The organism is Brevundimonas albigilva (genome assembly GCF_023503965.1).
Classification (GTDB): Bacteria; Pseudomonadota; Alphaproteobacteria; order Caulobacterales; family Caulobacteraceae; genus Brevundimonas; species Brevundimonas albigilva.
The window spans coordinates 1,828,771-1,840,979 of record NZ_CP097298.1 but is presented as its reverse complement, the minus strand read 5'-3'; the positions used below and the strand labels follow the sequence as shown (position 1 = coordinate 1,840,979).

Genomic DNA, 12,209 nt, shown 5'->3' with positions numbered 1-12,209 from the left:
GACCCGAACGGCAAGGCTGGCGCCGGGTTCCGCCATTTCGCTATGATTGCGGCGACTGTGGCGCCGTTTCAACACATTGGTTTGGTCGGAAGAGGTTAGGGACAATGGTGAATTTCGAAGGTCGCGTGGCGATCGTCACGGGCGCGGGCGGGGGCCTGGGCCGCGAGCACGCTCTGGCCCTGGCCGCGCGGGGCGCGAAGGTCGTGGTCAACGACCTGGGCGGCGCGCGCGACGGATCCGGCGGATCGGCGACGGCCGCCGAGGGCGTGGTCGCCGAGATCGAGGCCGCTGGCGGGGAAGCGATCGCCAACGCCGCCTCCGTCACGGACTACGACGCCGTCGCGGCGATGGTCGATCAGGCCATGGCCAAATGGGGCCGGATCGACATCCTGGTGAACAACGCCGGCGTCCTGCGCGACAAGACCTTCGCCAAGATGGAGCTGGAGGATTTCCGCTTCGTCGTGGACGTGCACCTGATGGGGGCGGTCAACTGCACCAAGGCGGTATGGGAGATCATGCGCCAGCAGAACTATGGCCGCATCGTCATGACCACCTCGTCGTCGGGCCTGTACGGCAACTTCGGCCAGTCCAACTACGGCGCGGCCAAGATGGCCCTGGTCGGCCTGATGCAGACCCTGTCGATCGAGGGCGCCAAGAACGACATTCGCGTCAACTGCCTGGCGCCGACCGCCCACACCCGCATGACGGAAGACCTGGGCGCGGCCTTGCCGCTGGAGGCGTTGGGGCCGGACCTGGTGACGCCGGGCCTGCTGCACCTGGTCAGCGACCAGGCGCCCAGCCGCTGCATCCTGGCCGCCGGCGCCGGCGGGTTCGAGCGGGCCTATGTCACCCTGACGCAGGGCGTGCGGATCGTCGGGGCCGACGCGCCGGAACAGGTCGCCGCCCAGTTCGACGCCATCTCCGACCGGACGGGCGAGATCGTGCCGGACATGGGCGCCGCCCAGGGCATGATCGAGCTTTCCAAGGCCCAGAAGGCCCATTCGGCCTAGGCCGCCAGGCGTCAGGTCGCCGGCGGCGGCGCGCTCTGAGCCGCCGCCGCGATCCGCGCCTGCAGCTGGGCCTGCGCCTCGGCCTGGGCGCGGGCCTGGGCCGCGGCCGTTTCGCGCGCGGACTGGGCGGCGCGGGCGTTGAGCTGCGCCAGCGGGGTCAGCACGGCCGGAAGCGCGCCGCCGTATTCGCCGTTCAGATAGACGTCGAACACGGCCGGGTCCGAGACGTCGATCGTGGCGGCGACGCCGATCGGCGCGCGCCAGGCCTCGCCCGCCGCCATCTGGCGCGCGAACAGCACCCGCCCCTCCCCGATCCGCGCCACCAGGACGCCGGGCTTCTTGGCCTGGATGATGACCTGGGAGGCGTTGGCCGGCGCGCCATAGACGGCGCCGCGCGGATTGAAGGCCTTCTGCACCGGCGGGGGCGGCGCGACGGGCGCCGCGTTCGGATCGTCCGGGTCGATCCCGGTCAGCTCCGCCTCCAGGCCGCGCGTGACATAGAGGGCCGGCACGGTCTGGTCCGGGGGCGCCGGCAGCGGCGCGCCCAGCGACACCCCCTCCTCGGTCGAGGCTTCCTGGGTCCAGGCCGGCGGCGTGGCGGTGATTTCCGAGGGGTGCGGCGCCTGCATCCGGCTGATGCGCTGGAACACGTTCCAGCCGACCACCGAGACGGCGACGGCGGCGATCACGCCGACCACAACGGGCGAATGGCGCCGCACGTCCTCGAAGGCGATGCCGACCGGCGGCTTCAGGGCGGTGGAGGTGTCAGGGCTCTCGCGCTTGAACCGTTCGATCGCCGTCTGTTCGTCCACGCCGAGGGCGCCGGCGTAGGCGCGCACATAGCCCAGGGCGAAGACGCGCGACGGCAGCGAAGACCAGTCGTTCTGCTCCAGCGCGGTCAGGAAGCGGGCGTTGACCTTGGTTTCCGCGGCCAGTTCGGCCAGCGACTTGCCCGAGGCCGCGCGCGCCCGGCGCAGGCCGTCGCCCAGGGTTTCGGCCTCAAGGAAGGCCGGCCCGGGGTCGGGCGGAAACTCGGTCATCTCGGGCGTTGCGTCCACGGTGTGCGCCATGCGCCTTGGTTCGGTCCTGAAGGAGCGGGATGGCCGCTCCTAGCATGATCCGCCGGCGACCTCCCACCGCCATTTGCGGTCAAGCTCAGACCACGACGTTCAGCTTGCGCGCCAGGGACTCGATCTCGTTGCGGACCGAGCCGGTCGACAGGTTCAGCAGATTGTTCAGGCCGCGCCGCGCCGCAGTCAGATCCGCCGACAGGATCATGCGCTTGACCGGCCCCACCCCGCCCGCGGGCGCCGACAGGCGGGTGAAGCCCAGGGTGATCAGAGCGAAGGCCTCCAGCGGGCGGCCCGCCAGCTCGCCGCAGATCGAGACCGGCGTCCCGGTGTCGGCGCAGGCCTTCTGGATGGTCTGCAGCGCCCGCAGCGCCGGCGGGGACAACGGATCGTAGCGGTCCGAGACCAGGGGATTGGTCCGGTCGGCGGCGTACATGTACTGGAACAGGTCGTTGGTGCCGATGGAGACGAAGTCCGTCAGCGGCAGCAGGGCGTCCAGGTGCCACAACAGGGACGGGCATTCGACCATCGCCCCGACGCGCAGCAGCGCCGGCAGGGGTCGGCCCCGGCGGCGCGCCCAGGCGCATTCGATGTCGACCAGTTCGCGCGCGGCGCGGAACTCGTCCACCGTGGCGATCATCGGGAACATGACGCGCAGTTCGCGCCCCGCCGCCGCCGTCAGCAGGGCGCGCAGCTGCATTCGCAAGAGGGAAGGCCGGTCCAGGCCCAGGCGGATGGCGCGCCGGCCCAGGGCGGGGTTCTCCTCCCGCTCGGCCTCCAGATAGGGCAGGACCTTGTCGCCGCCGATGTCCAGGGTGCGGAACGTCACCGGCCGATCGCCCGCGGCGTCCAGCACCAGTCGATAGAGGGCCGTCTGAGCCGTCAGGCGCGGCAGTTCGTCGGAGACCATGAACTGGAACTCGGTGCGGAACAGGCCGATGCCCTCGGCCCCCGTCTCGGCCAGGTTCTCCAGATCCACCGCCAGGCCCGCGTTGGTCAGCAGGCTGATGCGCTGGCCGTCCAGGGTGACGGCGGGGGTGTCGCGCAGCTGGGCGAACTCGGCCCGGCGCTGTTCGCGCACCGCCATGCGCGACTGCACCGCCTCCAGCATGTCGGGCCGGGGGCGCAGATAGGCCTCTCCGGTCTCGCCGTCGGCGATGACCAGGTCGCCCTCCGACAGGCGGTCGCGCAACCCCATCAGCCGGCCGACGCAGGGAATCTGCAGGGCGCGGGCGACGATGGCGGCGTGGCTGGCGGCCGAGCCCTCTTCCAGCAACAGGCCCTTCAGTTTGTCGCGCGGATATTCCAGCAGGTCGGCGGGCCCCAGGTTGCGGGCCACCAGGATGGCGTCGTCGGGCAGTTCGCGCTCGCCCGGCTTGTCGCCGGCCAGAACCCGCAACAGGCGGTTGGCCAGGTCCTCGAAGTCGTGCAGCCGTTCGCGGATATAGGGGTCGCGGGCCTGGGCGAAGCGGGCGCGGTGTTCGTTCCGGACCCGGTCCACGGCCGCCTCGGCGGTCAGGCCGTTGCGGACGGCCTCTTCCAGCGACCGGTTCCAGCCCCGGTCGTCGGCGAACATCCGATAGGTCTCCAGCACCTCGAACGAGGGACCGGCCAGCTTGCCCTGGCCGCCGTCCAGCATGGCGTCCAGCCCGCTCTTCAGCGTGGCCAGCGCCAGCTTCAGCCGCGCCTCCTCCATCGCCGGATCGTCGCTGAGCAGCTTTTCCGGCGCCAGCGGCGCCTCGTGCAGGACCGCGTGGCCGAACGCCAGGCCTTCGGCGAACCGCTGGCCTTTCAGCCGCTCGGGCCGGTGAGGCGCCACCTCGACGTCGCGCAGCTCGTCCTCGGCCAGCAGTTCGCCCGAGGCGACCGTTTCGGCCAGGACCATGGCGATGGTCTGGATGTCCTCGACCTCGTCCTCGTCGTAGCGCCGCTCGGTGCGGTTCTGCACGACCAGGACGCCGATGGCCCGTCCGCCCCGCAGCAGCGGCGCGCCCAGGAAGGCGTGGTAGGGATCTTCGCCCGTCTCGGGCCGGTAGGAGAAGCTGGGATGCGACGGCGCGTCCGACAGGCTGATTGGCTGGGCCAGGCGCGCCACCTCGCCCACCAGGCCCTCGCCCGGCCGCAGGCGGGTGTTGTGCACGGCCTCGGGGTTCAGGCCCTCGGTGGCGAACAGCTCCAGCTCGCCCGAGGCGCGGCGCAGATAGATGGAGCAGACCTCGGCCACCATCGAACGGGCGATGATGCGCACGACCATGTCGAGCCGATCCTGCGCGGGCGCGGCGCCGGCCCCCAGAGCCTCACGGATCTGGCGAAGGAGGATCCTCGGACCCCTGGTCATCGCGCCGCCTGCCGGCATCATGGCTCCCGCGCCCCGACGCTCTCGCGCCCGTTCAAATCACCTATACAGCGTCCAGCTCGTAAGCCGAATGCAGAGCCCGCACAGCCAGTTCGGCGTAGGCGGCGTCGATCAGCACGCTGATCTTGATCTCGGACGTCGAGATGGCCTGGAACTTCACGCCCTTGTCGGCCAGGGCGCGGAACATCTGCTGGGCGACGCCCGCATGGCTTCTCATGCCCACGCCGATGACCGAGACCTTGGCCACGTCCTCGTCGACGCGGATTTCCTCGAATGGCAGCTCGGCCTGAGCCGCCTTCATGATGTCGGCGGCGCGCACGGCGTCGCGGCGACCCGTGGTGAAGGTCAGGTTGACCGTCCCGGCCGTGCGCGACTGGCTCTGGACGATCATGTCGACGTTCACATTGGCCTCGGCCAGGCGGGTGAAGACGTCGGCGGGCGCGTCGACCCGGTCGGACAGGCCCAGCAGAGTGATGCGGGCCTCGTCGCGGCTCATGGTCACGCCGGACACGATGCGCTTTTCCACGATCTCCTCCTCGTCGCAGATCGGGTGCCGCCCTTTTCGGGCAGATTTCCGGTTTCGTCAGGTTCGATGAAGCTGGACAGGACGCGCACCGGCACCTGCTTGGCCATGGCCAGCTCGACCGAGCGGGTCTGCAGCACCTTGGCCCCCAGGGACGCCATCTCCAGCATCTCTTCGTAGGAAACCTTGTTCAGCCGCCGCGCGCGGCTCTCGATGCGCGGGTCGGTCGTATAGACGCCGTCCACGTCGGTGTAGATGTCGCACGGGCAGCCCAGGGCCGCCGCCACCGCCACCGCCGAGGTGTCCGAGCCGCCCCGGCCCAGGGTCGTGATCCGGCCTTCCGGGGTCACGCCCTGGAAGCCGGGAACGACGGCGATTTCGCCGCTGTCGACGGCGGCGCCGAGCTTCTCACCGGGAATGTCGACGATGCGGGCGCGGCCGTGGGCGTCGTCGGTGACGATCGGCACCTGCCAGCCCATCCAGGACCGGGCGTTCAGCCCCATGTTCCGCAGCGTCATGGCCAGCAGCAGGCCCGACGTCACCTGCTCGCCCGAGGCGACCACCACGTCGTATTCGTCGTCCGAAATCGGCAGGCCCCGCGCGGCCGCGCCGGCGCCGTCGGTCCAGGCCACCAGTTCGTTGGTCTTGCCCGCCATGGCCGAGACGACGACCGCGACCTTGCGCCCCTGTTTGACCTCGGCCGCCACGATGCGGGCGGCGCGGCGGATGCGCTCGAGGTCGCCCATCGAGGTTCCGCCGAACTTCATCACCAGTCGCGTCGTATCGGGCCGCGTCATCGTGGCGTTTCGCCCCCTGCTTGCATGGAACGGGCGAAGGGTTCATCCCTCGCCGCATGACCGCTTCTAACGGCGCAGCCTCGCCTCGCATACCCCGACACGGGCAAGGTTTTTCGCAAAATTCGGCGGAGACCGCCTTCGGCGCATCAATCGACCCCGCCGACGTCGCCCGTTTCTCGGCCCAGGCGGCGGAATGGTGGGACGCCAAGGGGCCGTTCGCGCCGTTGCACCGGTTCAATCCGGCGCGGCTGACGCTGATCCGCGACCAGCTGTGCGCGCGGCTGGGGCGCGATGCGGCGGCGCTGCGGCCGTTCGAGGGGCTGACCCTGCTGGACGTCGGCTGCGGCGGCGGCCTGATCGCCGAGCCGATGCGCCGGATGGGTTTTTCCGTCACCGCCATCGACGCCTCGTCCGAGAACATCGGCACGGCGCGCGCCCATGCCGAGATGGTCGGGCTGGACATCGCCTATCGCGCCGCCACCGTCGAGCAGATCGAGGCCGAGGGCGCGGGGCCGTTCGACGTGGTCCTGACCATGGAGGTGATCGAGCACGTCGCCGATCCGGAGGCCTTCGTGCGCGCCTGCTCGCGCCTGGTCCGGCCGGGCGGGGTGATGATGGTCGCCACCCTGAACCGCACCCTGAAGTCGCTGGCCCTGGGCAAGGTCGCGGCGGAATACGTGCTGCGCTGGGTGCCTGCGGGCACCCACGACTGGCGCCAGTTCCTGAGGCCCGACGAGATCCGCGCCATGCTGGCCCAGGAGCCCGTCGCCGTCGAGGGCCCCTACGGCCTGGCCTACGACCCGCTGAACGACCGCTGGCGCCAGACCGACGACGCCGCGATCAACTACATGATGGTCGCCGTCCGTTCCGGCTGAAGGCTAGTCCGCGTCCTCGATGGCGTGGATGTCGTCGTCGCTGAGGCCGAAATGGTGGCCGATCTCGTGGATCAGGACGTGGGCGATGATCTCGGACAGGCCCACGTCGCCGCGCTCGCACCATTCGTCCAGGATCGGGCGACGGTAGAGGAAGATGCGCGACGGCTCGGCCGCCGGGCCCAGGCTGTCGCGCCGGCCGATGTCCACGCCGTGATAGAGGCCGGTCAGTTCGAACGGATCCTGGATCTCCAGGTCGGCCAGGGTCTGGTCGTCGGCGAAGTCGTCGATGCGGAACACCACCTCGCCGGCGGCCCGGCGGAAGTCGTCGGGCAGGGCGTCGAAGGCGTCCCGCGCCAGGCGGGCGAAGTCGTCCAGCGAGGGGGCGACCTGGTCGGCCCAGGCCTGCGGCGGCGGGGTCGTCTCTGGCGGGATCATGCGCCTTCCCTAGCAGGCGCGCGGCGCCGCGCCACCCGGCAAAACGCCGCTGCGCCCAAGCGCCCGGCTTGAGGTATGGTGAACGCGCGATCGGGGCGCGCCCCGCCTTCCGAAGGATGTCCTGACGACCATGGCCCAGGCCGACATCGCCTACGCCGCGACAGCGGGCGCCGCCGGCCTGGCGCTGGCGGTCAGCGCCTGGGCGTGGCGGCTGCGCGTGCGGCTGGAGGCCCGGACCCGCGAGGCCGTGACCGCCCGCGCCGCGCTGGAGGTCGCCGCCAGCCGCGCCTCGGGCCTGATCCAGGCCTTCGACGACATCAGCCTGGCGCTGGACGCCGATGGCCGGGCGGCGGGCGAAATCCTGGGTCCGGCCGAGCTGGTCTCGCGTTGGACGCACGGCGCCGAGACCCCGGCCGCCGCGCTGCTGGAGCGCCTGCGTCCCGGCCACGGCGCGGCCATCGACGCCCTGGTCGAGCAGGGTCACCCCTTCGAGGGCCTGGCCCTGCTGGACGAGGCGGGGCGGGACGCCGCAAGCCCGTGGCGGGTCGAGGGGCGCGTCGCCGGCGGCCTGGCCTGGCTGCGGCTGGCGCCGGCTTCCAGCGTCACCCTGACCGGGGCCGAGGCGATCGAAAGCGGCCTGGCCCTGCTGGCCGACGCCTCGCCCACGCCCACCTGGGTCGCCGACGGCGCGGGCTTGCTGGCCTGGGCCAACACGGCGTTCCTGGACGAAGTCGGCGCAGAGACGCTGGAGGCCGCCCGCGCCGCCAAGACGAGCTTCGACCGCGGGGCCGACGCCCTGGTGGCCGAGGCGCGGCGGCTGGGCGTGCGCCAGGAAGGCTTCCGCTGGACCACCGGCGGCGAGCGGCGGCGCGCCTGGCGCATCATCGCCGAACCGGCCGGCGGCGGCGCCGTCACGGCCTTCGCCATCGAGGTGACCGAGGCCGAGGAGACGCGCGACACCCTGCGTCGCCACGTCGAGGCCCATGACGAGACGCTGAACCACCTGGCCGACGCCGTGGCCATCTTCGGCCCGGCCAAGCGCCTGGCCTTCCACAACACCGCCTTTCGCACCCTGTTCGACCTGGACACGGCCTGGCTGGACGAGCGGCCGACCCACGCCGAACTGCTGGACCACCTGCGCCAGCGCCGCCGCCTGCCCGAGGTGGTCGACTACGCCGGCTGGAAGGCGCACGAACTGGACTTCTACGGCGCCTCGGAAGCCGCGCCGGACGACAGCTGGTCGCTGCCGGACGGGCGCACCCTGCGGGTCGTGCGCCAGCCGCACCCGCTGGGCGGCATCCTGCTGATCTTCTCGGACATCACCGACGAACTGCAGCTGCGCAGCCGCTTCAACGCCCAGCTCCAGGTCCAGCGCGCCACCCTGGACAAGCTGAACGACGCGGTCGCCGTGTTCGGGTCGGACGGCCGCGTGAGGCTGCACAACGAGGCGTTCGAGCGGTTTTGGAACCTGAGCGGCGACCAGATCGCCGCCGCCGGCGACTTCGACGCCCTGGCCGAACTGTGCAAGGCCGCCCTGCCCGACCCGGCCTTGTGGCTGGGGCTGAAGGCGCGCGTGGCCGATCCCGACCCGGAAAGCCGCATCGCCATCTCGGGCGAGGGACGGGCCGCCGACGGCCGCGTCGCCGCCTGGCAGACCCGCCCCCTGCCGGACGGGGCCACCCTGGTCGCCTTTTCCGACGTCACCGCCCGGCGCGAACTGGAGCAGGCCCTGGTCCAGCGCGAGCAGGCCCTGGCCGAAAGCCAGGCCCTGAAGCGCGAATTCGTCGGCAGCGTCTCCTATGAACTGCGCACGCCGCTGACGACCATCGTCGGCTATTCCGAACTGCTGGAGGCGACCGGCGAACTGCCCGACCGGATGCGCCAGCACGCGGGCGCCATCCGCATCGCCGCCAGCCAGCTGGCCCCTCCATCGACGACGTCCTGGACATGGCCCAGATCGACGCCGGCGAGATGGAGCTGTCGCTGGGCGACGTGCGCATCCGCGACCTGTTCGACGAGGCCGCCGACAAGATCCGCGCCAAGGTCGAGGGCCGGGGCGCGACCCTGACCGTGACCTGCGCGCCCGACCTGCGGCCCATCCGCGCCGACGCCCGCCGCATCGGCCAGGCGCTGGACCATCTGCTGGAGAACGCCGCCCGCGCCGTGTCCGAAGGCGGGGCGGTGACCCTGACCGCCGAGGCGGGACCGGCCGAGGTCCGGCTGACCGTCGCCGACACGGGCCGGGGCATCCCCTATCACCTGCAGGCCCATGTCTTCGACCGCTTCGTGCGGCGCGAGCGGGGCGGGCCGGGCGTCGGCCTGGCCCTGGTCAAGGCGCTGATCGAGTTGCACGGCGGCTGGGCCGAGGTGGAGAGCGAACCGGGCAAGGGCGCCGCCTTCATCCTGCACCTGCCCCTGGGCGCCGCCCTGACCGCCGCCGCGCCCGAGCTTCAACTGGAAGACGGCGTCAGCCCCTAGGCCGCGATCACCGTCAGCTCGGGCCAGCGGGCGCGGGCGTTGTCGATGGCGCGGGTCCACCCCCTGGCCAGGGGGCGATCCGGATTGGGGCGCAGGGTCAGGGCGAAGACGTCCTCGAGCCCGAATGGCGCCGCGACCGTGAGGCGGTCGTCAGCCTCCAGCCGCACGCCCACCGCGAAGGCCGGGGCCACGAACCGGTCCAGCGCCTGGTCCGTCGATCCCAGCGGCGCATAGGGTTCGCCGAAGCGGTCCTGGAACCACAGGTGGACGCGCGCCTGGTTGCGGACCTCGACCTGACTTCTGAAGGGCTCGTCGAAGGCGGCGGCGACGCGCCGGATCACGATGTCCTCCGCTTCATAGGACAGGTCGGACGCATCGAAATAGGCCAGGTCGTAGTCCTTGATGCCATAGCCGGCGGGCCGGCCGGTCAGGGCGTTCCAGACCGACTGATAGACGGCGCCCGACACGATGCGCCAGTCGGGCAGGTCCAGCCCGCGCACGGTCGTCAGAACCTGCATCAATCCGGCGTCCCGGCGCACGATCTCCACCAGACGGTCGGTCAGGGCTGACGATTCGGCGCGGCTCATGCGCATCCCTTAGCGGCCCGTCCCGTTCAGGAACAACCTTTCCCGCGAGCCCGCCATGCCCATCGCCGCCATCTACGCCAATCTGTCCTGCAAGGCGCTGCCCGACGCCGCGCGCTGGTTCGCCGCCGTGTTCGGGCGCGAGGCCGACCGGCGACCGATGGAAGGCCTGCTGGAATGGGATTGCGGCGACGGCGGGCTGCAGCTGTTCCAGAAGCCGGAGGATGCCGGCCGCGGAACCCTGACCCTGATCGTCGAGGACATCCGGGCCGAGCGCGACCGGCTGGCCGCGGCCGGGCTGGCCGTGGGCGAGATCGAGGCGGCCGACTACACGTCGATCCTGCGGTTGCGCGATCCCGACGGCAATCTGGTCGTCCTGGCCCAGCCCCACGCCTGAGCCGGGTCCGGGGTCAGTTCCTGACGGGCCAGCCGTGGTCCAGGGGCCGTGCCCGCCGCCCAGGCCGGGGGCGCGGCGGATCGCCTCGCCGACATAGGCCCAGGCCTGGGCGACCGCGACCTCCAGCGGGCGGCCCAGGGCCAGGCCCGCCGCGCAGGCGCTGGCCAGGGTGCAGCCGGTGCCGTGGGTGTGGCGGGTGTCGATCCGCTCGGCCTCCAGCACCGTCTCGCCGTCCGCCGTCATCAGCACGTCGATCACCGCCGGTCCGGGAACGTGGCCGCCCTTCATCAGCACGGCCCGGGCGCCCAGCCTCAGCAAGGCCTCGCCCGCCCGCCGCTGGCCGTCCAGGTCCTGCACCGCCAGACCCGTCAGGGCCTCGGCCTCGGGCGCGTTCGGGGTCAGCAGGGCGGCGCGCGGGATCATCAGCGCCTTCACCGCCTCGACCGCCGCATCGGGCAACAGGGCCGCCCGCCCTTGGCCACCATGACCGGATCGACCACGGCGGGGGCCTGCGCCTGGTCCAGCAGGGCGGCGACCGTCTCCACCACCTCGACCGAGCCGAGCATTCCCGTCTTGACCGCGTCGGTCCCGATGTCGTCCAGCACCGCGCGCGCCTGGGCCGCGATCAGGTCCAGCGGCAGCGGATGGACGCCGTGGACCCCCAGGGTGTTCTGCACCGTGATCGCGGTGAGAGCCGTGGCCGCGTAGCCGCCCATCATCGTCACGGCCTTGATGTCGGCCTGGATCCCGGCGCCGCCGCCGGAGTCCGACCCCGCCAGTATCAGGACCCGGCCCATTCTTTTTCCGCTATCGCCGCCCGCGCGGCGGGCGTCTGCTTGAGCGGTCGTTTCGCTATCGCCGCCCGCGCGGCGGGCGTCTGCTTGAGCGGGTGGTCCGCCATCGCCGTCCGCGCCCATCAATGCGCGCCCGAAAACAGTTTCAGGCCGACGATGCCGGCCACGATCAGCAGGATGCAGACCGCCCGCACCGCCGTCGCCGGCTCGCCATAGACGACGATCCCGACCAGGGCCGCGCCCACCGCGCCGATACCGGTCCAGACCGCATAGGCCGTGCCGATCGGCAGCTTCTGCGTCGCCGCCCACAGCAGGACCATGCTGCCCGCCAGCGCGACCAGCACCCCCAGCGACGTCAGCGGCCTCTGCGGGCCGACCGACTTCAGACCCGAGGCCCACAGCACTTCCAGAAGGCCGGCGACGACCAGCGTCAGCCACGGATTGATCGAGAATATCCAGGACATGGCGCCCATGTGGGACAAGCCGGCGCCGGGGGCAAGCGCGGGTTTCTAATGCAGGGGGCCCTTGAAGATGAAGAACGCCCCCACGGCGATGAAGCCGAAGCCGATCAGGTGGTTCACCGTCAGCTTCTCGCCCAGGTACAGCACCGAGAACCCAGCGAAGACGGCCAGGGTTATCACCTCCTGCATCGTCTTCAGCTCAGCCGCGGAATAGACCTGATGGCCGATGCGGTTGGCGGGCACGGCGAACCAGTATTCGAAGAAGGCCACCCCCCAGCTGGCAAGGACGGCGAACCACAGCGGCTTTGGATCGCCCTTCAGGTGCCCGTACCAGGCATAGGTCATGAAGGCGTTGGACACGACCAGCAGCAGGATCGGCGTCACATAGGGGTTCAGGGGCATGACGCGCTCTGCAGGAGGGTTTTCCGC

General features: G+C 71.5%; 11 protein-coding genes and 2 pseudogenes. 5 read left to right on the top strand and 8 right to left on the bottom strand.

Annotation, left to right across the window (positions count from 1 at the left end; all coding sequences use genetic code 11):
• Positions 1–104 precede the first annotated feature (104 nt).
• Complete coding sequence (locus MU852_RS09840; RefSeq protein ID WP_249749437.1) at positions 105–1,010, top strand: SDR family NAD(P)-dependent oxidoreductase; 906 nt, start codon at positions 105–107, stop codon at positions 1,008–1,010.
• Between the two features lie 11 nt (positions 1,011–1,021).
• Here MU852_RS09840 and MU852_RS09835 read toward each other — a convergent pair whose 3' ends face one another.
• From MU852_RS09835 to MU852_RS09825, 3 genes and pseudogenes are all read right to left on the bottom strand, one after another.
• Complete coding sequence (locus MU852_RS09835; RefSeq protein WP_249749436.1) at positions 1,022–2,080, bottom strand: helix-turn-helix domain-containing protein; 1,059 nt, start codon at positions 2,078–2,080, stop codon at positions 1,022–1,024.
• An 85-nt stretch (positions 2,081–2,165) separates the two neighbouring features.
• On the bottom strand, positions 2,166–4,439 hold the full coding sequence (ptsP, locus tag MU852_RS09830) for a phosphoenolpyruvate--protein phosphotransferase (RefSeq protein WP_430641129.1): 2,274 nt from the start codon (positions 4,437–4,439) through the stop codon (positions 2,166–2,168).
• A 40-nt stretch (positions 4,440–4,479) separates the two neighbouring features.
• A pseudogene (locus MU852_RS09825) lies at positions 4,480–5,756 on the bottom strand (aspartate kinase).
• Between the two features lie 56 nt (positions 5,757–5,812).
• Here MU852_RS09825 and ubiG point away from each other — a divergent pair.
• Positions 5,813–6,631 carry a bifunctional 2-polyprenyl-6-hydroxyphenol methylase/3-demethylubiquinol 3-O-methyltransferase UbiG gene (ubiG, locus tag MU852_RS09820; RefSeq protein WP_249749435.1) on the top strand — a complete coding sequence of 273 codons (819 nt, stop codon included), beginning with the start codon at positions 5,813–5,815 and terminating at the stop codon, positions 6,629–6,631.
• A 3-nt stretch (positions 6,632–6,634) separates the two neighbouring features.
• Here the strand turns inward: ubiG and MU852_RS09815 are convergent, their stop codons facing one another.
• Positions 6,635–7,066: a metallopeptidase family protein gene (locus tag MU852_RS09815; RefSeq protein ID WP_249749434.1), complete on the bottom strand. Its 432-nt coding sequence runs from the start codon at positions 7,064–7,066 to the stop codon at positions 6,635–6,637.
• 130 nt (positions 7,067–7,196) lie between these two features.
• Here MU852_RS09815 and MU852_RS09810 point away from each other — a divergent pair, with 130 nt between their 5' ends.
• Together MU852_RS09810 and MU852_RS17885 are read left to right on the top strand one after the other, a co-directional pair.
• Positions 7,197–9,134: a PAS-domain containing protein gene (locus MU852_RS09810; RefSeq protein ID WP_347342291.1), complete on the top strand. Its 1,938-nt coding sequence runs from the start codon at positions 7,197–7,199 to the stop codon at positions 9,132–9,134.
• Positions 9,023–9,544 (top strand): sensor histidine kinase, encoded by a 522-nt coding sequence (locus MU852_RS17885; protein WP_347342384.1) that lies wholly within the window; start codon positions 9,023–9,025, stop codon positions 9,542–9,544. Before MU852_RS09810 ends, MU852_RS17885 begins: the two co-directional genes overlap by 112 nt.
• Here MU852_RS17885 and MU852_RS09805 read toward each other — a convergent pair.
• Positions 9,541–10,131, bottom strand: a complete 591-nt coding sequence (locus tag MU852_RS09805; protein WP_249749433.1) for a nucleotidyltransferase family protein — start codon at positions 10,129–10,131, stop codon at positions 9,541–9,543. The genes MU852_RS17885 and MU852_RS09805 overlap by 4 nt on opposite strands.
• A 55-nt stretch (positions 10,132–10,186) precedes the next feature.
• On the opposite strand from MU852_RS09805, the gene MU852_RS09800 reads away from it, so the two are divergent.
• Positions 10,187–10,525 (top strand): VOC family protein, encoded by a 339-nt coding sequence (locus MU852_RS09800; RefSeq protein WP_249749432.1) that lies wholly within the window; start codon positions 10,187–10,189, stop codon positions 10,523–10,525.
• 13 nt (positions 10,526–10,538) lie between these two features.
• Here MU852_RS09800 and thiD read toward each other — a convergent pair.
• The 3 genes and pseudogenes from thiD to MU852_RS09785 form a co-directional block, all read right to left on the bottom strand.
• A pseudogene (thiD, locus tag MU852_RS09795) lies at positions 10,539–11,322 on the bottom strand (bifunctional hydroxymethylpyrimidine kinase/phosphomethylpyrimidine kinase).
• Between the two features lie 119 nt (positions 11,323–11,441).
• Entirely contained in the window at positions 11,442–11,783 is a 342-nt protein-coding gene (locus MU852_RS09790; RefSeq protein ID WP_249751917.1) for a DMT family transporter, read from the bottom strand.
• Positions 11,784–11,828: 45 nt separating this feature from the next.
• On the bottom strand, positions 11,829–12,182 hold the full coding sequence (locus MU852_RS09785; RefSeq protein ID WP_249749431.1) for a DMT family protein: 354 nt from the start codon (positions 12,180–12,182) through the stop codon (positions 11,829–11,831).
• Between the last annotated feature and the right edge of the window lie 27 nt (positions 12,183–12,209).